This is a genomic window from Marivivens sp. JLT3646, from assembly GCF_001908835.1.
GTDB classification, from domain to species: domain Bacteria; phylum Pseudomonadota; class Alphaproteobacteria; order Rhodobacterales; family Rhodobacteraceae; genus Marivivens; species Marivivens geojensis.
This window is the reverse complement of the sequence record NZ_CP018572.1, coordinates 901505-924770: the sequence shown is the minus strand read 5'-3', so window position 1 is coordinate 924770 and position 23266 is coordinate 901505. Positions and strand designations below refer to the sequence as shown.

The following is a 23266-nucleotide window of genomic DNA, read 5'->3' as shown; positions in this document are numbered from 1 at the left end:
ATTCGAGTCGCGTCAATCCACCGTTTTCACATGACGGTTAGTTCAGACCGAATTCAGAGAGGTCGAGCACCCGCGCATCACGGCGTTCATTGGCCGTAAGCGGATATTTTCGCAGGATCATTTCGTAATTTAGCTTAACCCGCGTGCCCCATCCAGAATGAAGCGATTTCATCAAACGAACATGCCCTTCCATCCACGTTTGACGCGAATAATCATCCAAACCGACCCCAAAATCGCCGCGCGCCTTTAGCCTAGTCCATAGGCTGGCGCGTTTGGTTTGACGGGTCTTTTTCTCGGCTTCGCGGGCAAACCTAGCGGTCAGAATTTCCATGCAAAGGAACACGACCTCGTGCCCATCGACAACGCGGCGATCCCGTTCGACGCCGCGTTCGGTGATCACCCAAGTGAATACAGGGCCATCACCCAAAACGGCGGGCCAGCCGTCGCCTGTGGGTTCTGTCGCCAAAGCAAACTCAGGCATTGGCCGTTTCAACTGCGCCAAAAATCCACGAATTTCCTCTTCGACTTCGGACCGTTTCACGGTGTTTTTGCCTCTTGCTGCCACACGGCATTCACCTCGGCCCGAATGATCCGCGCGATCTGTGCACAATCCTCAAGCGAGAATGTCAGCGGCAACCGCATGTCCATGATCCCTGCGAGGATACGGTCGGTCTTTGGCATCGGTTCGCAATCGGCATAGCGCCAACTGCTGTATTTCGACGTAAATCCAACAGGTTCATCGTTGCCGAACCATTTCAGTTCAACCCCACGCGCCGCACAGCGTCCAATAACATCACGGATTTTATCGGGCGCCCAGTCCAAGAGCAAAAACTGGAAAGAGGACGCGACAAAGCCTTCTTCTTCGGGACGATCAATGAGCGTCAAACCCGTGGTACCGCGCAATCCTGCCTCAACCACGCGATATCGTGCGTTCCATTTCCCACATTGTTCGTTCAGCCGCCGCAACTGCGGACGCAAAATCGCGGCTCGCAAGTTATCCATGCGGCCCGAGATGTTCGGGGTCTCATATTTGATCTGCGCGAAAATCTCTGGCTTGGGTGCCGCGCGATGCCGATCAAAGAGCATATAGCTCCCAGACAGCATGATCGCCCGTGCCATGGCTTGGGCGTCATCGCTGATCAGCAAACCGCCTTCGCCCGAATTCATGTGTTTGTAGGTCTGGGTCGAATAGCAGCCGAAGGTGCCAAACCGCCCAGATGGGATCGTATGCCACGTGGCCCCCATCGTATGGGCGCAATCCTCGATCACGGTCACACCTGCCGCGCCACAAATGCGCATCAGTTCGTCCATATCGCAGATGTGCCCGCGCATGTGGGACAAGAGCAGAACCTTAGCCTGCCCGATCTTTGCACGCAGATCATTGAGGTCGATCACCAACCCCTCGTCCACATCGACATAGATCGGCTTTGCCCCTACTGCCGCGATCGCACCCGGAACAGGGGCGAGCGTGAAGGCATTTGTCAGCACAGGATCACCTTGTTTCACCCCAACCGCCCTGAGTGCGGTTGTCATCGCATACCCACCCGAGGCGACAGCGAGGCAATATTTCGCCCCCATCGCTTCGGCGAATTCTTCTTCAAGGAGCGCGGCTTCCGCAATTTCATCTCCGACCGTGTTGTAACGGTGCAAGCGCCCCGTCTGCATGACACGAACGGCGGCCCCGATCGCCTCTTCGGGGATCGGTTCCTGCTGGGTGAAAGAGCCTGTGAATACTTCAGTCATACCAATACGGTGGCTGATCGCCCCCAAAGGGTCAATGGGTTACGACAGGAGTTCTGCCGCAACAGCAGGCAGTTCGTTATAGTGATGGATCAGCGCATCAGGTTTCAGGTCGGCGACCGCCATCCCTGCAGGGCCAAAGGTGACCATCACGCTCGGGACATTCATCGCCCGCGACGTATCGAGGTCAGTGATGCTGTCGCCCACCAGAAGCGACCGCATCGGATCACCCCCTGCTCGTTCGACCGCTGCACGGAGAGGTGCTGGATCGGGCTTGCGAACAGGCAGAGTGTCAGCACCGATCAGCGATCCAAACGCGCTCCGCACGCCCAGCGCGTCGAGCACGGCAATCGCGAGGCCTTCGGGTTTGTTCGTGCAAACACCCACAGCGAACCCATCGGATTTCAACTGCTCTACCGCATCCATCGCACCGTCATAGAGTGTCGTATGAGTGGCAACATCCTGCGCGTAGGCCTGCAACAAAACAGGATACTGACGGTCGATCTCTGCTGGATCGATGTTACCAGCGCGTTTGAACCCTTCGGTCAGCATCATTCTGCCACCGCGGACCGCAATCGCTGCATCCTGCGTTGGATCAAGCAAATCTCCCAGCCCGAGCCCACGAAAACAGGTGTTTGCGGCATTGATGAGGTCGACACTGGTATCCGCCAAGGTCCCGTCCAAGTCGAAAATCACAGTGCGCATAGTCATCCCCATTTCAGTTTTGCCACAGGTGTAACGAAGCGAAAGGTGATGTGAAGCCCCAAATCTTGCGGTAAGCCCCAAGGAACGCCATACAGGGGCAAATTTTAAGAGGCGAATATGAGCAATTCTTTGATCGTTTTGGCTGCGGGTATGGGGACACGGATGAACTCCGACCTGCCCAAAGTTCTGCATAAAATCGCGGGTGCCCCGCTCGTCGTTCACGCGATGAAATCAGGCGAGGCTCTGGGACTCGATCATACGGTTGTCGTTGTCGGTCACGGTGGTGAAGCGGTTGAAGCTGCGGTAAAAGACTGGAACCCCGATGCGGTCGTAGTGACCCAAGAGGAACAGCTCGGCACGGGTCACGCGGCGCTTCAAGCGCGTGAGGCGCTGGCTGGGATTGATGGCAACGTTTTTGTAGCTTTCGGCGACACGCCTTTCATTCGCCCTGAAACACTACAGTCCATGCTCGACGCTCGCGCAACCCATGACGTCATCGTCCTCGGGTTCGAGGTATATGACCCGACTGTCCGCTATGGCCGCTTGGTCACCAACGGCGATGACCTGACGGGGATTGTCGAATTCAAGGACGCAACAGAGGCGCAGCGCGAAATCCCGCTCTGCAATTCAGGTGTGATCTGCGTTGATACCCAGCTGTTGTTCTCCCTGCTTGACGAAGTGGGCAACGACAATGCATCGGGCGAATACTACCTGCCCGACATCGTGGGTATCGCGCGCAACCGTGGTCTGTCCGCAACCGTTGTGCGCTGTGATGAGGCTGAAACGCTCGGCATCAACACACGCGCTGAGCTCGCTCGGGCCGAACAATTGTTCCAAAACGCGATGCGGGCAGAAGCGATGGAAAACGGCGTGACCTTACACGCCCCAGACACCGTGATCTTTGCTCATGATACCGTCATTGGCCGTGACGCGATTATTGAGCCGAACGTTGTCTTTGGCCCCCGCGTGACGGTGGAATCCGACGCGACCATCCGTGCCTTTTCGCACCTCGAAGGTTGCCACGTCAGCCGTGGTTCTACTGTTGGTCCATTCGCACGTCTCCGCCCCGGTGCGGAACTCAACGAAGACGTCCATATCGGCAACTTTGTTGAGATCAAAAACGCGACGGTTGATGAGGGCGCGAAGGTTAACCACCTCACCTATATCGGCGACGCCTTCATCGGCAAAAAGACCAACGTTGGCGCAGGCACAATCACCTGCAACTACGACGGTGTGTTCAAACATAAGACCACCATTGGCGCGAACAGCTTTATCGGTTCTGCAACGATGCTGGTTGCCCCTGTCACGGTTGGCAACAACGCCATGACCGCCACGGGCACTGTTGTGACCAAAGATATTCCAGATGGTGCAATGGCCATCGCGCGGACCAAGCAAGAAAACAAAGCTGGGTTCGCTGTTAAATTATTTGAAATGCTCAAAGCCAAAAAGGCAAAGGGGTCCTAATTATGTGTGGGATTGTAGGAGTTCTCGGCAACCACGAAGCCGCGCCAATTTTGGTAGAAGCTTTGAAACGGCTCGAATACCGCGGGTATGACTCGGCGGGTATTGCGACCGTGAACAACGGCGTTCTGGATCGTCGTCGGGCGGTTGGTAAATTGGTAAACCTGTCCGACCGTTTGGTGCATGAGCCTCTCGCTGGTAAGGCAGGTATTGGCCATACCCGTTGGGCCACGCATGGTGCCGCCACCGAAGTCAATGCGCACCCGCACCGTTCGGGCAAAGTAGCCGTTGTTCATAACGGCATCATCGAGAATTTCCGCGAGCTGCGCGAATTCCTAGCGGAACACGGCATCGCTCATGAAACCGACACCGATACGGAAACGGTCGCCCTCCTCGCGCAGCATTTCGTGGCGCAAGGGCAAAGCCCCCGTGAGGCCGCACAGAACACCATCGCTCGCCTTGAGGGCGCCTACGCTCTCTGCCTCTTGTTTGAAGGCGAAGAAGACCTGTTGATCGCAGCACGCAAGGGCAGCCCCCTCGCCATCGGCCACGGTAAGGGTGAGATGTTTGTCGGCTCTGATGCGATTGCGCTGGCGCCGCTGACCGACACCATCACCTATCTCGACGAAGGCGACTGGGCGGTGATCACGCGCACATCGCTCGAAATTCGGGACACGCATGGAGAGCAGGTCAACCGCGACGTGCGCAAGGTCAACATCGACGCGGCCCGTATCGACAAAGGTGGCTACAAACACTTCATGGCCAAAGAGATCGCGGAACAGCCGGTCGTCATGTCCGAAGTCCTGAACCGCTACCTCAAAGGTGATACCGTCACTTTGCCTGATGGCGGGCTTGATTTCACACGGATCAATCGTCTGACGATGGTTGCCTGTGGCACCGCGTTCTACGCCTGTAATGTTGCCAAATATTGGTTCGAGCAGATCGCTGGTTTGCCGGTCGAAATCGACGTGGCATCAGAATTCCGCTACCGCGAGCCGCCGATCACCGAAGGCACTGTTGCACTCTTTGTCAGCCAGTCTGGCGAAACCGCTGATACCCTCGCAGCCCTGCGGTATTGCGCTGGCAAAGCCGACAAGATCGTCGCTGTCGTCAACGTCCCAGAAAGCTCTATCGCGCGGGAAAGCGATCTGGTCCTTCCGATCCTTGCTGGCGTTGAAGTTGGCGTTGCCTCGACCAAGGCCTTTACCAATCAGTTGATGACGCTCGCCATGCTGGTCCTAAGTGCCGCCCGTCAGCGTGGACGATTGACCGATGCGGACTTAGCGGAAAAGATTACGGCCCTGCGTGCTCTGCCGGGGATCTTGAACACTGCCCTGACAATTGAAACCCGCTGTGAGACGCTCTCCCACAAATTGGCAGAGGCGCGTGACATTCTGTTCTTGGGTCGCGGGCAGATGTATCCGCTCGCGCTTGAGGGGGCGCTGAAACTCAAAGAAATCAGCTACATCCACGCCGAGGCGTATGCGTCGGGCGAATTGAAACACGGGCCTATCGCCCTTGTGGATCAGCACGTGCCAGTGATCGTCATGGCGCCTCGCGATGCGCTCTTCGACAAGACCGTTAGCAACATGCAAGAGGTCATGGCCCGTGGTGGTCAGGTCCTCTTGGTCACGGATAAGAAAGGCGCGGATGAGGCTGGCGAAGGCGTTTGGCAGACATTGATCATGCCAGAGGTCGACGACTTCCTTGCCCCGATCCTCTATGCGGTCCCTGCGCAAATGTTGGCCTACTATACCGCTGTTGCCAAAGGCACCGACGTGGACCAACCACGCAACCTCGCGAAGTCTGTGACGGTGGAATAATGGCGAAACAGTTTCCGTCCTTTGATGACAACACCCGAGGATTTGCCGAAGCGCAGCATATCTACTTTGTAGCAACCGCTGCGGCCGACGGTCGGGTCAATCTGTCACCTAAGGGCGGCGATAGTTTGCGTATTCTGGGACCAAATAGGTTGATTTGGCGGAACCTGACGGGGTCTGGCAATGAAACGGCGGGGCACCTTCGGGAAAACAGCCGCATGACGGTTATGTGGTGCGGCTTTGAAAAGCGCCCCCTCATACTGCGCGCCTATGGCACCGCTCGCGCGGTTCATGTGGGGGATGTGGATTGGGCAGAGCTGAACAGCCATTTTGATGCCCACGTGGGTGCACGGCAAATATACGACCTGAACGTCGACCTCGTGCAGACCTCTTGCGGTTATGCCGTCCCTTATTTCGATCACCAAGGGCATCGTGAGACCTTGGACACGTGGTCGGACGGCAAAGGCGAGGCTGGCATTCACGACTATTGGGACGAGAAGAACCGCGTCACCATTGACGGAAAACCCACGGGAATTGAGGATTACATCTGATGTGGCCCGCACCTATTACGCTTTCTGATACCAGCGTTACGCTCGCACCATTGAGCCAAGGCCATGCAGCCGACCTGATTGAGGCTGCCGCTGACGGCGAATTGTGGAAGCTCTGGTACACGATGATCCCGGCCCCCGATGGGGTTGAGGCAGAAATTGATCGCCGATTGGGTCTCTTGGAAAAAGGGGCGATGCTGCCCTTCGCGATCCTCACGCCCAAGGGTCAGGCCGTCGGCATGACCACCTATATGAATATTGACGCCGCCAATAAGCGGCTGGAAATCGGATCAACGTGGTATCGAAAATCGGTCCAGCGCGGCCCGATGAACACCCAAGTCAAACGTCTAATGCTCACCCACGCGTTTGAGGCGTTGGGCTGCAATGCCGTCGAATTCCGCACTCATTTCATGAACCATCAAAGCCGCGCTGCGATTGAACGGCTTGGCGCGAAACTTGATGGTGTTCTACGGTCGCATATGGTGATGGCTGATGGTTCGCTGCGGGACACCTGCGTCTATTCGATCCTTGCGCACGAATGGCCCACGGTGAAAACGCACCTCACTTGGCAACTAGAAAAGCCACGGAATTAATATGACCATCGACGATATCCTTGCCCAACTCGACGCGCTGGCTAATCCCGCCGACGCGGTTGAAATGGCGAAATACCACAAAACCACGCGCCGCGTTTTGGGGATCAAGGTGCCTGTGCTCACGGATATGTCCAAAGAGATCCGCGAAGCTGTAACCTTGGACGAACGTCTCGCACTCTGTTCCGACCTTTGGTCAGCAGATATTCACGAGACCCGTGTCCTGGCAGCAAAACTGCTAGAGCAAGCCCGAATTCGTCCTGACGACACAGCGGCATGGGACCTCATCGCGAGCTGGGTGCCCGATTTTGATGGTTGGTCCATCGCGGATCACGTCTGCAAATCCGGCGAGAAACGCCTGATTGCCGATCCGTCGCGGATTGATCAGGTCGAAAATTGGACTGTCTCACCCCATATGTGGACCCGCCGCGCGGCCCTCGTCATCACCTTACCGTGGACGAAAATGACATTCCCCAAAGAGGCCGACCTCGCGATCCGCGAACGCGTTCTCGATTGGGCGGGCAGCTATGTGCGCGACCACGACTGGTTTATTCAAAAGGCCATCGGCTGGTGGCTGCGGGATTTGTCGAAGCGCGACCCTGAACGGGTGCGTAGCTTTATCGACGCTCATGGCACCGCGATGAAGCCCTTTGCCCGCAAAGAAGCCCTCCGTTTGATAAAAAACTAGAGCGCGACTTTGGTCGAATAGATAAAAATCACCTATCGCTTACCCCTTGCAGGACCCCATGCACCGCCCTACATTCGCGATCATGGAAAAGCAGCTCATTGATCCCTTCGCACGCGCGATCAAATACCTTCGGGTGTCCGTCACAGACCGATGTGATTTTCGCTGTGTCTATTGCATGTCAGAGAATATGGAGTTTCTCCCCAAAAAGGACCTCCTGACGCTCGAAGAGTTGGATCGACTGTGCAGCGCCTTTATCGGTCTTGGCGTCGAAAAGTTGCGGATCACGGGGGGTGAACCGCTCGTTCGGCGCGGGATCATGACGTTTTTCAACGCGATGACGCGCCACCTCGACAGTGGAGCGCTCAAGGAACTGACGCTGACCACAAACGGTAGTCAGTTGGCGAAATACGCGGACGACCTTTATGCGGCAGGCGTGCGACGCGTGAACGTATCGCTCGACACGCTTGACGATCAGAAATTCGCTGACATCACTCGCTGGGGCCGCTTGCCCCAAGTGATCAAGGGGATTGATGCCGCCCAAAAGGCAGGGCTGCGCGTCAAAATCAACGCGGTTGCGCTGAAAGGCTTCAACGAGGACGAACTCTTTACTCTGCAGAGCTGGTGCGCCGACCGTGACATGGACCTCACCTTTATCGAGGTGATGCCGATGGGCGATATCGGAAACGAGGATCGTCTGGGCCAATATTGGTCGCTCAATGATCTGCGCAAGCAACTGGGCGAACGGTTTACCCTCACCGATTTAGCCGAACGATCTGGCGGGCCTGCGCGGTATATTCGCATCGAAGAGACAGGCCAAAAGATCGGCCTCATCACGCCAATGTCCCATAACTTCTGCGAAAGCTGTAACCGCGTGCGGATCACCTGCACGGGCGAAATTTACACCTGTCTGGGGCAAGAGGGTCATTCCGACCTGCGCGAACCGCTCCGCGCGTCAAACGACGACGATGTCCTAGAGGCCGCCATTCACCGCGCTATCGGTCTGAAACCCAAGGGCCACGATTTCGATTATTCGCGTCAAACGGTCGATGGCCGCGTCAGCCGCCACATGAGCCATACAGGCGGTTAACGCGAAGCAAACTCGCGGTTCAATGCGTCCTGATCGTAGACGGTCGTCACCCATTCGCGCAGACCGATGCCTGTCGCGTCATGGGCTTTGCGATAGTTTTCGAAAAACAGGTCCAGCACGCCCGTCTTCGACCATTTGAAATGCAGATACTTGCTGCTGAGGTGCGCGCTGGCGTCCTCGACCGACACGCCGAGCATCTCGGTCAAGTAAATCACAGCAGCCAATCCCGTGCGATCTGCGCCCGATTTACAGTGGATCAGAACAGGCTTTTCCGCCGTTTCCATGACATCCATAAACTCGACGATCTGACGCGGATTGGGGGCGCTGCGGGCGGACATGCCAATCGTGATAACCTTCATGCCGTATTTTTCAGCCGCCTCAGCCGAAAGCAGCGATGTCGGGATATTCGCACCACCCCGAAGGTTGATCACCGTCTTGATGCCCATCTCCGCCATTTCGGCCATACGTTCGGGGCTAGGATGGTTAGACCGATAAACTCCTTCGGCGATCTGGTCGAAATTCGTCCAGCGTACGCGTAGGAACCCATGGTCGATCCACTTTGCGTAATAGTGTGCACGCTCGCGGTCTTCTGCGGTCACGATGGGCTTTTCATAGGATTTATTGCGGGCTTTCTCCCAAGCCTTCGCCTTATTCCAGAGGTTCTTTAGCATACCCTGCCCTTTGTCGTTCGCTGGGATCATTTGGGCTATGGGGCCTCAGAATGCAACCTTTCATGCCCAGATTGCCGATTGCAGGACGCCCCGTTCCCGCTTAGGTCTAGAACAAATTCGTTTTGGAGTTACCCATGGAAATCGCTGGCCGCAAAATCGGACCTGACCACCCCCCTCTCGTCATCGCTGAGATCGGTATCAACCACGGCGGCGACTTGAACGTGGCCAAGGAAATGGTGCGCCTCGCTGCTTTGTCTGGCTGTGAGATGATCAAGCACCAGACCCATATCATCGAAGATGAAATGACCGATGAGGCAAAGTCGATCTTTCCGCCGAACGCGGACGTTTCGATCTGGCATGTCATGGAACGCTGCGCCCTGTCCAAAGACGAAGAGGCAGAGCTAAAGCGCTATTCCGAAGAATTGGGGATGATCTGGATTTCGACCCCGTTCAGCCGCGCCGCAGCCGATTTCCTCGAGGAACTCGACGTTGCCGCCTATAAGATCGGCTCTGGTGAGGCGGATAACCTCCCGCTCATTCGTCACATCGCGAAAAAGGGCAAGCCAGTCATTATGTCGACAGGCATGCAGACCATCGACACCATCCGCGCGTCGGTTCAAATCCTTGAGGATGCGGGCGTTGAATATGCTCTCCTCGAATGCACGAACCTCTACCCGTCGCCTGCCGAAATCGTTTCGCTGCGTGGCGTCACCGACCTGAAAAATGCATTCCCGAACGCGGTTGTTGGCTTCTCTGACCACTCGATCGGGCCGGAAATGGCACTGGCATCGGTGGCTTTGGGTGCCTGCATCCTTGAACGTCACTACACCGATACGCGCTACCGCAAGGGACCAGACATCATCAACTCAATGGACCCGTCCGAACTGCGCCACATTATCGACCGTTCCAAAGAGATTTGGATCGCAGCCAACAACCCCAAACAACGCACCGAAGCCGAAGAGCCTGTCTACGCCTTCGCCCGTGCCTCGGTCGTTGCGGATAAGGACCTTCCCGAAGGTCACGTCATCACCGAAGCCGACATCTGGGCCCGTCGCCCTGGCTCTGGTGAAATTGCTGGCTACGAGTTTGATAAGGTCGTTGGCAAGACGCTGACCCGTTCTGTAACACGGAACACCCAGCTTAAGTGGAGCGATTTGCGTTAGCATTTCACTAGCCTATTGCGCTAAAAGAGCAGTCATGACCCGTTCCATTCTCTTCGTCACTGGCACTCGTGCCGATTTTGGCAAGCTAGAGCCACTTGCGATTGCGTGCCGCGACGCGGGCTTTGATGTATCGTTTTTTGTCACGGGCATGCATATGCTCGAACAATACGGCATGACGAAGATTGAGGTTCATCGTGTCCCTGGCGTTCAGGTGCATGAGTTCCTCAACCAACGGGCAGGCGATCCGCAGGATATGATCCTAGCGAAAACTGTGATCGGGTTTTCTGACTTCTGTATGGAGCACAAACCCGACCTCGTCGTTATCCACGGCGACAGGATCGAAGCACTCGCTTGTGCGCTGGTCTGTGCTACGAACTACATTCGTTCGGCGCATATTGAGGGCGGTGAAGTGTCGGGCACGATTGATGAGGTCTTCCGCCACTGCAACTCCAAACTCGCGAGCCACCATTTTGTGTCCTCGCAGGATGCAGGCCGCCGTGTGATGGCACTGGGTGAACCCGAAGGGGCGATCCATGTGATCGGCTCACCTGAGTTGGACTTCCACTCCCAACCGTCGGGCGTGACGATTGAGGACGTGAAAGCGCGCTATGCCATCCCGTTTGACGACTTTGGCATCGTGGTCTTCCATCCCGTCACCTCTGAGGCAGAAACGATGGGTGATCAGGCTGCATCGCTTTACGCGGAGCTGGTGGCCTCTGAGAAATCCTATGTTGTGATCGCACCGAACAACGATCCGGGGACGGATGGTATTCTCGCCGCGATGGACACCCTGCCAAAGGATCGGTTCCGCATCCTGCCCTCCATGCGCTTTGCCCATTTCTCGGAACTGATGCGCAATGCCTCGGCAATGATCGGGAACAGCAGCGCGGGCGTGCGCGAGGCACCGTTTATCGGCATCCCATCGTTAGACGTGGGCAGCCGCCAGACCAACCGCGCGCAGGCAGAAAGCATCCGCCACGTCTCTGCTTATGACCGCCCCGCAATTGCAGAGTTCCTCGCCTCGAACTGGGGTAAACGCTACGACCGCCATGCGGCCTTTGGCGAAGGCAGCGCAGCAGAGCGTTTCATGACGATCCTCGGGACAGAGAGCTTCTGGTCAGGGTCCTTGCAAAAAGCGTTTACGGACAGTGAGTAAGCCGCCGTTTTCCCTGCGTCTTTTGATGATTGCGACGGGGGTGATCGAACCCATCGCGCCGATTATCCTTAGACGCAGGCTCAAACTCGGCAAAGAACACCCAACGCGTTGGCGTGAAAAGCTCGGCTACCCAAGCGCGCCCCGCCCCAACGGGGCACTCGTTTGGATGCACGGCGTTGGAGTGGGCGAGGTTATGGCCCTGCGCGGGTTAATCCTCATGATGCGCGAGATGCGTCCAGACCTGCAGTTTTTGATCACCTCTACCGCGCTCAATTCGGCCACAGCATGGGATCGTAACCCGATTGAGGGTGCGGTTCATCAGTTCCTTCCGATTGATCTCCCGAACGCGATGAATCGCTTCCTGACGCATTGGAAACCTGACCTTGCAATCTGGGCAGAACAGGACCTCTGGCCTGCGATGGTCTGGCGGGTAGCGGAACGTGGGATCGGTCAAGCCATCGTCAATGCGCGCCTTAACAACGATGCATTTGCGAAAAGAGCCAAGGCCGCTAAGCTATACGGCGCAGCGCTCGCTCGGATCGCGATCATTGACGCCCAAGACAATGAAACCGCAGCGAACCTGACCAAACTGGGTGGCCGCGATGTGACGGTTTCGGGATCGCTCAAACCGATTGCCCCGCCTTTGTCAGACTGGCCAAACGAAAGCGCTGCGATTGAAAGAGGCCTGAACGGACGGTCACTATGGCTCTGCGCGTCGAGCCACCCTGCGGACGAGGCGATTGCGCTCGATGCTCAAACCCGACGAACGGGCAGCCTCTTGGTCATTGCGCCGCGTCGTCCCGAACGCACCGATGACATCGTCGCGGCGGCGACAGAGCGCGGATTGAAGGTGGCGATAGGCGCAGATAGCGCATCGCTCCGAGATGCCGATGTCATCATCGACAACAGCTTTGGGCAAATGGGGCTCTGGTATCGGCTGGCAGAGTTCGCGCTGATCGGTGGTACCTTTTGCGACATTGAGGGCCATAATCCATGGGAATCCGTTAACCTGAATTGCCCTGTTCTACACGGCCCGCGCACCGCGAATTTCGCCGCAGATTACAAAATGCTCAACGGTGTTGGCGGTGCCTTGCCCATCAATGGGACGAAAGAGATCGTCGCCTTGGACCCCGCGACGCTCTCTGCGCAAACACGTGCCGCAACGGCATTGATCGCTGCAGAGCGGGATCGAAAACTTGTTCTGGCGGCCCGTCTCGTTTCGTTGATAAACTAACGCAATGATTGCACAGTTCCCCACTCCGCGCTTGCGCCGCTGGCTGTCGCTCTACAAGGCGGCTTGGATTGTCGGATTTCCGCTGATCCTGATCTACCTGTGGCGTCGTGGACAAAAGGATGCACTGTATTTTCAGCACCTTAAGGAACGCTTTGGCATGCACAAGCCGATGCCGAAATCGGTCTGGATCCATGCGGTTTCACTGGGCGAAATGCGCAGCGCAGTCCCTCTGGTTCGGGCGCTCCTTGACCGTGGCGAAACGGTTGTCACCACCCACTTCACTCCCACAGGACGTCGCGAGGCCGAGCGTGTCTTTGCCGAAGAAATTGCCGCTGGGCGACTTCGCGCTGTTTGGGTGCCGTTCGAATATCGCTGGACCTATGCCAAGTTCTTTCGCGCCTTCACGCCCAAATACGGGCTGGTGATGGAAGTCGAGATTTGGCCTGCGATGATTACCGAATGTCGTCGCAAGGGAGTGCCGCTCTTTATGTGCAACGCGCAATATCCGTCCAAGAGCTATGAACGCGATCAAATCAAAACCCCTGCCCGTGCCGACCTGATGCGCGGCTTTGCGGGTGCGCTGGTGAAATCCGCGCTGCAACAGGATCGTTTCGCGAGCGTGGGTGTCACCAACATCGCAATCACGGGTGAAACACGGTTCGAACAGCCGATCCCTGCTGAGCTGCCCGTCGCTGGTGTCGCGGCGCGCGCATGGTTGGCCCCCGATCGTCCTGTGATCACCATCGCCAGCGCCGTTGAGGGCGAAGACGAGGTTTATATCGACGCGATCAAGGCGACGCGCGGCGAGAATGCCCCGCTCTTTGTCTACGTGCCCCGCAAGCCAGAGCGCTTTGCCGAGGTGGCGACGATGCTCCGCGACGCGGGACTTTACGTGGTGAATCGCACAGCCTGTTTCGATGCGTTATTGCAAGGCCGAGGCAACGCACCGCAGGTCGATGTCCTCTTGGGCGACAGCATTGGCGAGATGTATTTCTATCTCGCCATGGCGGATAAGGTCATCGTTGGCGGTGGCTTTACACCCTTCGGCGCCCATAACGTCATCGAACCGTTGGCGATGAAGAAACCCGTGATCGTTGGGCCAGACATCCACACCATCGAATACCCCGCAGTTGAGGCAATTGCCGCAGGCGTTTGCACCCACGTTCAGTCAACGGCAGAGTTGATAAACGCAATCGGGGCCGACCCGCAGGCCGACCCCGATCAAATTGAAGCGTTCTTTACCGAACATACGGGCGCCGTTCAAAAAACGCTCACCGCGATAGACGCCTTTACCACGCGCTAAAGCCACCATCAACGTTGACCAACTGGCCTGTCATGTACCCCGACTGCGGGCTGGCAAGGAACAACATCACGTCCGCGATCTCATCAGGCTCGCACATACGGCCCGCCATGATCAATTCGCCGACGCGGCGTTGGAATTCCTCGGAATGGTTGTTGAACACAGCCCCAGGCGCAATGGTGTTCACCGTCGCCTTGCGCGGTGCCCAGTAGCCAGCCAGCCAAACGGTCAGCCCGTGAATACCCGCTTTGGTCACGCCATAGGCCGAGAAGTTCTTAAACGGCATGCCGTCATAAATCGGGTGGTGGGCGCCGTTCAGCGCATACATCGACGCGACGTTGATCAGCGTGCAAGGCCATTTTCCGACGATGTCACGGTCCATCTGACGCGCAATCATGAACGCGCCTGTCAGGTTGGTACGCAGGGTGCGTTCGAAATCTTCGACGCTGGTGTCTGCGAAATCAGGAAACGGTTTGCCCGCTCCCATTAACAACTCGCCCGTGATCGCCGCGTTATTGAGAACCACGTTCGGCTCCCAACCATCGGCCAGAATGCGTTTGAATATCTCGGAACAGCCGTCCTCATCGCCAACGTCGAGGTCATAAAAACGGAAGTTCTCGTTCGAGCCGTGTTTTTCAACCAGCGCATCCGCACGATGGCCCTTGAGGTCAGAGGCGATGACGCGCGCACCTTCATCCAGCATCCGCCGCACATAGGTCGAGCCCAGAACACCGCCAGAGCCAGTGATGAAAACCGTGCGGCCCTTGAGTTGATCAGCCATTAGATGCCTCTTTCAGTCGGTCGTTAAGTAAGAATTCTACGAGTTTGAAATCAAAGGGGCTATCGATGTCGACGCAACGATCAGCATCCATCAGATAGGGAATGACGCGCCCCTCGTAGAGCGATTTCGCGGTCTTGAGGTAGTCTGGTTTGACCACATATGTGCTTGCCGCGTGTTCATAGACGGTCGGCGCCGCCTGACGCGCTACCACCCCACCAGGGAGAGGTTTCGACACGTGCAAAGCGCCTGTTTCATCGGGTTCAACGAGGTTGAAATACGGGTTCTTGCGCGCCTCACAGCAGGACATGACCATATCGGGGTGTTCTGCCTCATAGAGTGCCAGCGCATCGGTGATGTCTGATGGCAACCGCAGTGGCGATGTCGCATCGAGGTCCAGAAACGCGTCGACTTTGCCGATCAGCGCCTCAGACGCATCAAGCGCGTGCTGCCACACGCCCCATTTACCTGCCGCGTCCGTGGCGAGGTGATCGGGGCGCAACCCAATCGCCAGCGTGCCCTTGGCAACGGCGTGTTCGTAAATCTCTTCGTCATCGGTCGAGACAACAACTGCATCCACTTGCGGATGTTCGAGCAATTGTTCAAGCGACCAATCGATCAGCGGCTTGCCGCAGATCGGCTTAAAGTTCTTACGCGGAACGCCCTTAGAGCCCTTGCGGACGCCGATATGACCCAAAATCATGGGATCTCCTTTGTGATGTGCCCAACGAACTGCCGCGCTTCCCACGCGGCAGCGGTGAGCGCTGTGCTGGTGGTCACACGGTCAATGCGTGGCAGCAGTCGATTTGTAATCTCGCGCCCCTCAAGAAGGGCAATCCAATCGCGCGTGATCCCCACGAACATCTCGTTCCGTTCGAGCGGCAGATCAATCAGGCGAGACCCTGCGGCATCTTTGACTTCGTAGCGCTGTGCCGCGAAATCGAAATCATAAATCGCATCGACACCATAAACGATGGTCCGACGGTGAAGCTGCGGGGTCAGATAGTCCATCCCGATCGACCCTTCGGCCCCCGCCCCTGTTTGCACGGTCAGACGCGATGAAAAATCGACGCCGTCATAGTTTGAATGACCGACAGACGTGACCGATTTGAGCATGAGGTCTGGGAACAGAACCGAGGCCATGTCGATCTCATGGCAGAGGTCCAGTAGTACTCCGCCTCCGTCAGCCTTGGCCGCATAGCTTTCCGAGAATTTCCAGTTCTGCCGCCATTGCGTAACGTCATGCCCGATATCGAGGCTAAAACGCACCGCAGTCGACATGTCCATATCAGCCAATGCACGGAATGCGGGGTGATAGCGCATCATCAGACCCAGCATCGTGCGATCTGCAACTTTCGCTGTCAGGCATTCGATCGTTGCCAAGTCAGCCGCCCGAAAGGCGAGCGGTTTTTCGATATACATCGGGAGGTCGCGATCCGCCGCATCCGCAATCGGACCCGTGCGCACATCAGTCGCGGTCGCAATGACCGCAGCGTCACAGTCATCCAGAACATCAGGGCGATAGCTGCGATATGGCACCTGAACCGCGTCAATGCCGAGAGAAACAAGGTTATCAAAATGGCGCCGACCGATTGAGCCAGCACCGATCACCGCAATCCGCATGTGACCTCCCATTACTTTGTTCTGGAATGGCACATGCGGCGCGTTTCTGCAACGGGATCAGGCGGCTGGCATCCGCCGTTCAACGATTTCCGCCCACCAGCTACAGCCCGCAGGAATGGCTTCGTCGTTAAAGTTATATTCGGGGTGGTGGACCATCGCGGTGTCCCCGTTCCCGACGAGGATATAGGCCCCAGGACGTTCCTCCAGCATATAGGCAAAGTCCTCACCGCCCATAACAAGAGGCGCTTCGGCACAGGCACCCGACACAGATGTCGCCACCTCAGCCGCAAAGGCGGTCTGTTCTTCGTGGTTCACCATCACAGGATAACCGCGATAATAATTCACCTCGGCCTTCGCCCCCATCGCAGCTGCGGTAAGATCAGCGATTTTGCTTAGACGATCCTCGGCCAGATCGCGGTTGTGACGGGACATGGTGCGCACGGTACCTTTGAGTGTGACGCGCTGCGGGATCACGTTAAACGCGGTCGAGCTGCTCTCAACGGATGTGACCGAAACGACGATCTGCTCGACGGGATCGGCATTACGGCTCGCGATGGATTGAAGCGCAGTAATGATCTGCGCCGATGTGACAACCGGATCAATCGTCTCATGCGGTTTTGCTGCGTGACCGCCCCGCCCTTCAACGACGATCTTAAACTGGTCGGTCGCAGCAAAGAATGCACCCGGACGAATGGCGAACGATCCGGCAGGAACACCCGGCCAGTTGTGCATGCCGTAGACCTCTTGGATATTCCAACGATCCATCATGCCGTCCGCACACATTTCGCGACCACCGCCGCCGCCTTCTTCGGCGGGTTGGAAGATCACGACGACTGTACCGTCAAAGTTCCGCGTTTCTGCAAGGTATTTCGCAGCGCCCAAGAGCATCGCGGTGTGGCCGTCGTGACCACAGGCATGCATCGCGCCCTCGGTTTTCGACGCATAGGGCAGACCTGTTGCCTCAAGGATCGGAAGCGCATCCATGTCCGCCCGCAGGCCAACCACCATGCCTTTGGTGTCGGTCTTACCTTTGATCACACCGACAACGCCCGTACGACCGATGCCCGTGACGATCTCATCACAGCCAAAGCTCTCGAGCTTTTCAGCAACAACAGCGGCGGTGCGATGGGTTTCAAACAGAATTTCGGGGTGTTCGTGCAGATCACGTCGCCATTCGGTGATCTCATGGTGCAATTCTGCTAGGCGATTTTTGACGGGCATGTGCCCCTCCATTCTTTTGATCATTTATTCAAAACTGGTGCAAAGCACGCAGCGGTTCAAGGGGTCAGAGGCTCGGCCCCATGCAGATAGGGCTGCCATCCGTGAAGCGGTCAAATCGGAAACGTGTCAGGTCATGCGACGGTGTTTGCCCGTTGACCAACTGTGCCGTCACCCGCCCGATCCCTGGCCCGATGCCAAACCCGTGACCAGACATACCCGCTGCAAGCGTCAGACCCTGCAGGTTCGGAACATGATCCACTATCGGCACCATATCGGGCATCGTATCAATCATCCCCGCCCAAGCGGTCGCGATTTTCACCGCACCCAATTGCGGGAAGGATTCGGCGAATTTTTGGCGGACATCCTCGATTTTGCGCAGGTTCGGCGCAGGGTTCAGAATACGCATCACCTCAAACGGCGACGCTTCATCGTCTGACCAGATTCGAGGGGTCGTCCACGCATCGGGGTAGCCCTTTGGCGCGCAGAGTTTGTAGCGCGTCCCAAAAGGGTCCTTGGCCAATTGTTTCAGAAACTTCGGCAGCGCCCGAAACGCGTCTGGTCCGATAAACAACTCATGGAACCCACCAGCCGCGAGTGAATAGCCACCGTCGGCGCGATGACGGAATGCGATCTGATCGTCGACGCCTCCGCCCGCAAAGACCTCTGGCAACGGCGTCGTCGCGGCAACGGTCGCCCGCACGGAAAGTTGTGGGATCGAAATACCGTGACGTCGCAAGAACAACGACGACCACGCCCCGCCCGACAGAACAACACGATCCGCCGCAATACGGCCCACCTCGGTCAAAACACCAACCACGCGACCTGCCGCGATGTCCAACCCACGCACGGCGCAATTTTCGCGGATCATAACGCCCGCACGCGCAGCAGCACGTGCCATCGCTGGAACGGCCAACCACGGCTCTGCCTTCATGTCAGAGGCCGTATACATAGCCCCCGCCCATTTCTGTGAGGGCAGCAGATCAGCGGCCTCAGCCCGCGTCAGCATTCGAGTATCGAGCCCCGCATCGCGGGCATAGGGCATCCACGCTTCGTAATCGGTCAAGTCCTTTTCACGTCTCGCGAGGTAAGCCACGCCGCTTGTCCGCAGACCAATATCTTCGCCAGCTTCGGCCGCCATATCGCGCCACATCTGCCGCGCTTCCATGACGATCGGAAGCTCTGCAGGGTCGCGCCCCTGCGCCCGTATCCAGCCCCAATTCCGCGACGACTGCTCACAGGCCACGCGCCCTTTTTCCAAGAGCACGACCTTTTGCCCCTGGCGCGCCAGTTCCCACGCGGTCATCACACCGACCACACCAGCGCCAATCACCACGACGTCGGCCGCATCAGGAAGCGGCGCATCGTGTTCAACTGGAGATGAGTCGAGAATCGGGAATTTGATCATTTTTACCTCTCATCCCAAAGCTGACCCGCCGATTTCACCTTCGCAAGTCTTTAGCGTGAGGCAACGAAAATTTTTGACCAAACGCTTAAATCTTTAGCAGCAAAGGGTTTCAGCGATCACACCTCATAGTTTCGTAAGGTCAGCCTACGACTGTCACAAATTCGTCTTGCGAGTCAGCTTTTTCATGCTACCGTTTGGTCAAATTCTACGTTTCACAGATCAAAGAACAGACGTTTTCTACTTTGATTTGAACCACTTGCGGAGGGTCGCCTCGTGCCAGACACTGTTAAGCCCATCCTCAGTGTGGAGGGGCTTCAGACCGTTTTTAACACCCGCAAGGGTGAAATCCATGCGGTCAACCACGTCGATTTTGATCTCCGCGCAGGGGAGCTATTGGGTGTGGTCGGTGAGAGCGGATCGGGCAAATCGGTCACCATGATGTCGTTGCTGAAGCTATTGCCGATGCCACCTGCAGAGGTCCGAAATGGCCGCGCGATGTTCGACGGGCGGGACCTTTTACAACTTTCGGATGATAAACTACGCACTGTCCGTGGCGGCGAAATCGGGTTTGTGTTTCAGGACCCGATGACTTCGCTCAACCCTGTGTTTACCGTCGGCTTCCAAATTATGGAGCCGCTACGGACCCACATGGGCCTGTCCAAGCGGGACGCGAAGAAACGCGCACAAGAGCTTTTAGAGCTGGTTGGTATTCCTGATGCCGCGCGACGGCTGGATGATTACCCTCACCAGTTTTCGGGCGGGATGCGTCAGCGCGTAATGATCGCCATTGCGTTGGCCTGTGATCCAAAGGTGCTAATTGCGGACGAACCGACAACCGCGCTCGACGTGACCATTCAGGCGCAGATCCTTGAGCTGATGAAGGATTTGCGGGACCGTTTGGGAATGGCAGTGATCTGGATCACCCATGACCTTGGCGTGATTGCGGGCATCGCAGATCGGGTGATGGTCATGTATGGCGGGCAAGTGGTCGAACATGCGCCTGTGAAAGAACTGTTCCGCAATCCGCAGCATCCCTACACAAAGGCCCTGCTGAAAACGGTGCCGTCCCTGTCGGGCGAACGCGCGAAACGGTTGACGGTGATCGAAGGTCAACCCCCGATCTTATCCTCAGCCCCGAACGCCTGCTCCTTCCGCGATCGTTGCCCGCATGCGATGCCGCGCTGTGGCACAGAAAACCCCGCCAGATACGGGATCGGCAACGGCCATGATGCGGCCTGTTTCCTCGTAGAACCTGAGGTGGCCCATGTTTGATGCCCACACCCCACTGGTTCGCGTTCGCGACCTGAAAATGCATTTCCCGATCTATTCGGGCCTGTTCCGCAAACGCACAGGCGAGGTGAAAGCCGTTGATTGCGTGTCCTTTGACGTGTTCGAAGGCGAAACGCTCGGCCTCGTCGGTGAATCGGGCTGCGGTAAATCGACCTGCGGGCGCGCTGTTCTGCGGCTCTACGACATTACCGAAGGCGAGATCACGATTGATGGCACAGAGATTGGCACTAAAGATCAATCCGACCTGCGGTCAATGCGCCCTGTCATGCAGATGGTGTTTCAGGACCCGCAAGCCTCGCTCAACCCGCGTATGACGGTTGAGGCGATCATTCGCGAACCCCTCGACGAACACACGACGCTGTCTGCTGCGGAGAAACGTGAGAAGGTTCTAGAATTGATGGACGCCGTGGGTTTGAACCGCGCCTTTGCGGGCCGGTATCCCCATGCGTTTTCGGGCGGACAACGGCAACGGATCGGGATTGCGCGTGCGCTGGCCCTGAACCCAAAGTTCATCGTTTGTGACGAACCGATTGCCGCGCTTGACGTGTCCATTCAGGCGCAGGTCGTGAACCTGCTTGAGGATCTGCAAGAGCAGTTTGGCCTGACCTATCTGTTTATCAGCCACGACCTTTCGATGGTCCGCCACATCGCGGACCGTGTGGCCGTCATGTATCTGGGCAAAATCGTAGAGATCGCACCGTCGGACATTCTCTACACCGCGCCCAAACACCCCTACACGCAGGCGCTGTTGTCTGCGGTTCCAGAACCCGACCCTTCTGCTGATGCACGTGGGGAACGGATTGTGTTGCAGGGCGATGTTCCGTCCCCGTCCAACCCGCCCAAGGGCTGCAACTTCTGTACGCGCTGCCCAAAGGTCATGGACATCTGCAAAGAGGTCGAACCAGCTTCGGTGGAGCTTGCCCCCGGACATGTTACGGCCTGCCACCTTTATCAAAACTGAAGAGCGGGAAACCACCCGTTCCGAGCGGCCTTTGGGCCATCACAATAGGAGAGGAAAATGAAGATTAAGACGATTCTAATGGGCGCTGTTGTCGGCCTTGCCGCCGCACCCGCCTTTGCCGAGCGCGGAAGCGACGGCCATGTGAACATCATCTATTGGCAAGCGCCGTCCACCATGAACCCGTATCTTTCGGGCGGCACCAAGGACATCGAGGCAGCATCCCTGACCCTCGAACCGCTTGCACGTTATGACCAAGACGGCGCGATGGTCCCCTACCTCGCCGAGAGCGTACCGACCGTTGAAAACGGCGGCGTGACCGAAGACCTCACCCAGATCACTTGGGTCATCAAAGAGGGTCTTCTGTGGTCCGATGGTAGCCCAGTGACTGCTAACGATGTGGTCTTTACCTATGAATACTGCACCGCCGAAGGTGGTGGCTGTGCGCAGGGCGCTAAATTCGTTGGTATCGAAAGCGTCACGGCTGCGGATGACCGCACCGTGGTCGTAAAATTCGAATACCCGATGCCGAACCCTTACCAGCCCTTCGTTGGTCATGAGAGCCCGATCATTCAGGCCGCACAGTTTGCTGACTGTCTCGGTGCGAATGCTCCGACCTGCACCGACGCAAACTTTATGCCCATCGGCACTGGTCCGTTCGTTGTTACCGACTTCCGCGTGAACGACGTGATCCAGTTCATTGCAAACGCGAACTATCGTGATCCCGCAAAACCTGCCTTCGCGACCGCAACGCTCAAGGGCGGCGGTGATGCTATGGCAGCGGGTCGTGCGGTTATGGAAACCGGCGAGTTTGACTACGCATGGAACCTCCAGCTCGCACCTGATGTGATCGAAGAACTGGCCGCTGGTGGCAAAGGCGAACCAATCTCTGGCTTCGGCACGCTTGTCGAACGCATCGAGATCAACCTCACCAACCCATCGCCGGACCTGCCAGAAGGCGAACGTTCGACCGTTGCGCATCCGCACCCCTACCTCTCTGATCCAGCCGTCCGCGAAGCGATGTCCATCGCGATCGACCGCGATCTTCTGGTTGAGGTTGGCTACGGTCAGGCAGGTCGTGCAACCTGTAACCTCGTCCCTGCGCCTGCGCTCTACGCATCAGACAACACCGCGTGTCTGACCCAAGATCTGGACCGTGCGAAAGCGCTTCTGGATGCGGGCGGCTATGTGGACACCAACGGCGACGGCGTGCGTGAAACACCCGATGGTCAGCCGATGACGATCCTCTACCAGACCTCGACCAACGCCGTGCGTCAGGACTTCCAAGCCCTGATCAAAGAATGGTGGGAAGAAATCGGTCTGTCGGTTGAACTTCGCAACATCGACGCGTCGGTCTACTTTGGTGGTGACCCAGGTTCGCCAGATACCTTCCAGCGCTTCTACGCTGACGTAGAGATGTATGCGAACAACTTCCCAGGCACTGACCCGCAGGCTTATCTGTCCGCTTACAAATGCGACCAGATCCCAAGCCCCGAAACTCAGTGGCAAGGTGAGAACATCAACCGCGTTTGTGATCCTGCCTATGACGCGATGATCACTGAACTGGGTCAAACAGGTGAGTTGGAAGCTCGCGGTGCGCTGGCACGTGCGATGAACGACTACCTGACCAAAGACAGCAACATCATCATCCCGCTGGTGGACCGTGGCCGTGTGTCTGCGAAATCCAACACGCTGGGCGGTGTTGTCCTGAACACTTGGGACTCTGAACTGTGGAATGCTGCTGACTGGTTCCGTAGCGAATAATCCTAACGGGCGCGGCGGCTTACCTGCCGCGCCTAAACTATCCTGACCGCAGCGGATTACCCCA

22 protein-coding genes are annotated in these 23266 nt (G+C 57.2%); 13 read left to right on the top strand and 9 right to left on the bottom strand.

Annotation, left to right across the window (positions count from 1 at the left end; translation table 11 throughout):
* Positions 1-37: 37 nt before the first annotated feature.
* Genes BSK21_RS04600 through BSK21_RS04590 form a run of 3 tightly spaced genes read right to left on the bottom strand, consistent with a single transcriptional unit; the run spans position 38 to position 2445 of the window.
* Positions 38-541, bottom strand: a complete 504-nt coding sequence (locus BSK21_RS04600; RefSeq protein ID WP_067549266.1) for a hypothetical protein — start codon at positions 539-541, stop codon at positions 38-40.
* Positions 538-1743: a DegT/DnrJ/EryC1/StrS aminotransferase family protein gene (locus BSK21_RS04595; protein WP_067549269.1), complete on the bottom strand. Its 1206-nt coding sequence runs from the start codon at positions 1741-1743 to the stop codon at positions 538-540. Before BSK21_RS04595 ends, BSK21_RS04600 begins: the two co-directional genes overlap by 4 nt.
* 39 nt (positions 1744-1782) lie before the next feature.
* Positions 1783-2445: an HAD-IA family hydrolase gene (locus BSK21_RS04590; RefSeq protein ID WP_067549272.1), complete on the bottom strand. Its 663-nt coding sequence runs from the start codon at positions 2443-2445 to the stop codon at positions 1783-1785.
* A 117-nt stretch (positions 2446-2562) separates the two neighbouring features.
* Here BSK21_RS04590 and glmU point away from each other — a divergent pair, with 117 nt between their 5' ends.
* The 6 genes from glmU to moaA all read left to right on the top strand — a co-directional run bounded on the left by glmU (position 2563) and on the right by moaA (position 8639).
* Positions 2563-3909, top strand: a complete 1347-nt coding sequence (gene glmU, locus BSK21_RS04585) for a bifunctional UDP-N-acetylglucosamine diphosphorylase/glucosamine-1-phosphate N-acetyltransferase GlmU (protein ID WP_067549275.1) — start codon at positions 2563-2565, stop codon at positions 3907-3909.
* Positions 3910-3911: 2 nt separating this feature from the next.
* Complete coding sequence (gene glmS, locus BSK21_RS04580) at positions 3912-5729, top strand: glutamine--fructose-6-phosphate transaminase (isomerizing) (RefSeq protein WP_074038966.1); 1818 nt, start codon at positions 3912-3914, stop codon at positions 5727-5729.
* Positions 5729-6277, top strand: a complete 549-nt coding sequence (locus BSK21_RS04575; RefSeq protein WP_067549279.1) for a pyridoxamine 5'-phosphate oxidase family protein — start codon at positions 5729-5731, stop codon at positions 6275-6277. Before glmS ends, BSK21_RS04575 begins: the two co-directional genes overlap by 1 nt.
* The gene (locus tag BSK21_RS04570; protein ID WP_156529562.1) at positions 6277-6867 is read left to right on the top strand and encodes a GNAT family N-acetyltransferase; all 591 of its coding nucleotides are present in this window, start codon (positions 6277-6279) and stop codon (positions 6865-6867) included. The genes BSK21_RS04575 and BSK21_RS04570 overlap by 1 nt, the downstream gene beginning before the upstream one ends.
* 1 nt (position 6868) lies before the next feature.
* Positions 6869-7552, top strand: a complete 684-nt coding sequence (locus BSK21_RS04565) for a DNA alkylation repair protein (RefSeq protein ID WP_067549285.1) — start codon at positions 6869-6871, stop codon at positions 7550-7552.
* 82 nt (positions 7553-7634) lie between these two features.
* Entirely contained in the window at positions 7635-8639 is a 1005-nt protein-coding gene (gene moaA / locus BSK21_RS04560) for a GTP 3',8-cyclase MoaA (protein WP_067549716.1), read from the top strand.
* Here the strand turns inward: moaA and BSK21_RS04555 are convergent.
* Positions 8636-9340 (bottom strand): tyrosine-protein phosphatase, encoded by a 705-nt coding sequence (locus BSK21_RS04555; protein WP_082959406.1) that lies wholly within the window; start codon positions 9338-9340, stop codon positions 8636-8638. The two genes, moaA and BSK21_RS04555, sit on opposite strands and share 4 nt — an antisense overlap.
* A 104-nt stretch (positions 9341-9444) precedes the next feature.
* On the opposite strand from BSK21_RS04555, the gene BSK21_RS04550 reads away from it, so the two are divergent.
* The 4 genes from BSK21_RS04550 to BSK21_RS04535 are packed head-to-tail and all read left to right on the top strand — an operon-like array spanning position 9445 to position 14166.
* A complete protein-coding gene (locus BSK21_RS04550) occupies positions 9445-10473 on the top strand; it encodes an N-acetylneuraminate synthase family protein (protein ID WP_067549288.1) in 1029 nt (342 codons plus the stop codon).
* Positions 10474-10507: 34 nt separating this feature from the next.
* Positions 10508-11629, top strand: a complete 1122-nt coding sequence (gene neuC / locus BSK21_RS04545) for a UDP-N-acetylglucosamine 2-epimerase (RefSeq protein ID WP_067549290.1) — start codon at positions 10508-10510, stop codon at positions 11627-11629.
* Positions 11622-12863: a 3-deoxy-D-manno-octulosonic acid transferase gene (locus BSK21_RS04540; protein ID WP_082959407.1), complete on the top strand. Its 1242-nt coding sequence runs from the start codon at positions 11622-11624 to the stop codon at positions 12861-12863. Before neuC ends, BSK21_RS04540 begins: the two co-directional genes overlap by 8 nt.
* A gap of 4 nt (positions 12864-12867) precedes the next feature.
* Positions 12868-14166 (top strand): 3-deoxy-D-manno-octulosonic acid transferase, encoded by a 1299-nt coding sequence (locus BSK21_RS04535; protein WP_067549292.1) that lies wholly within the window; start codon positions 12868-12870, stop codon positions 14164-14166.
* Here the strand turns inward: BSK21_RS04535 and BSK21_RS04530 are convergent.
* The 5 genes from BSK21_RS04530 to BSK21_RS04510 form a co-directional block, all read right to left on the bottom strand.
* The gene (locus BSK21_RS04530) at positions 14153-14944 is read right to left on the bottom strand and encodes an SDR family NAD(P)-dependent oxidoreductase (RefSeq protein WP_067549295.1); all 792 of its coding nucleotides are present in this window, start codon (positions 14942-14944) and stop codon (positions 14153-14155) included. The two genes, BSK21_RS04535 and BSK21_RS04530, sit on opposite strands and share 14 nt — an antisense overlap.
* Positions 14937-15644 carry an acylneuraminate cytidylyltransferase family protein gene (locus tag BSK21_RS04525; protein WP_067549298.1) on the bottom strand — a complete coding sequence of 236 codons (708 nt, stop codon included), beginning with the start codon at positions 15642-15644 and terminating at the stop codon, positions 14937-14939. The genes BSK21_RS04530 and BSK21_RS04525 overlap by 8 nt, the downstream gene beginning before the upstream one ends.
* Entirely contained in the window at positions 15641-16564 is a 924-nt protein-coding gene (locus BSK21_RS04520; protein ID WP_067549301.1) for a Gfo/Idh/MocA family protein, read from the bottom strand. Before BSK21_RS04520 ends, BSK21_RS04525 begins: the two co-directional genes overlap by 4 nt.
* Positions 16565-16621: 57 nt before the next feature.
* Positions 16622-17785: a M20 aminoacylase family protein gene (locus BSK21_RS04515; protein WP_067549723.1), complete on the bottom strand. Its 1164-nt coding sequence runs from the start codon at positions 17783-17785 to the stop codon at positions 16622-16624.
* 64 nt (positions 17786-17849) lie between these two features.
* The gene (locus BSK21_RS04510; protein ID WP_067549304.1) at positions 17850-19190 is read right to left on the bottom strand and encodes an FAD-binding oxidoreductase; all 1341 of its coding nucleotides are present in this window, start codon (positions 19188-19190) and stop codon (positions 17850-17852) included.
* Between the two features lie 273 nt (positions 19191-19463).
* On the opposite strand from BSK21_RS04510, the gene BSK21_RS04505 reads away from it, so the two are divergent.
* The 3 genes from BSK21_RS04505 to BSK21_RS04495 are packed head-to-tail and all read left to right on the top strand — an operon-like array spanning position 19464 to position 23202.
* Positions 19464-20462: an ABC transporter ATP-binding protein gene (locus BSK21_RS04505; protein ID WP_067549307.1), complete on the top strand. Its 999-nt coding sequence runs from the start codon at positions 19464-19466 to the stop codon at positions 20460-20462.
* Entirely contained in the window at positions 20455-21441 is a 987-nt protein-coding gene (locus tag BSK21_RS04500) for an ABC transporter ATP-binding protein (RefSeq protein WP_067549310.1), read from the top strand. The genes BSK21_RS04505 and BSK21_RS04500 overlap by 8 nt, the downstream gene beginning before the upstream one ends.
* A 57-nt stretch (positions 21442-21498) precedes the next feature.
* Entirely contained in the window at positions 21499-23202 is a 1704-nt protein-coding gene (locus BSK21_RS04495) for a peptide ABC transporter substrate-binding protein (RefSeq protein WP_067549312.1), read from the top strand.
* The last annotated feature ends 64 nt before the right edge of the window (positions 23203-23266 follow it).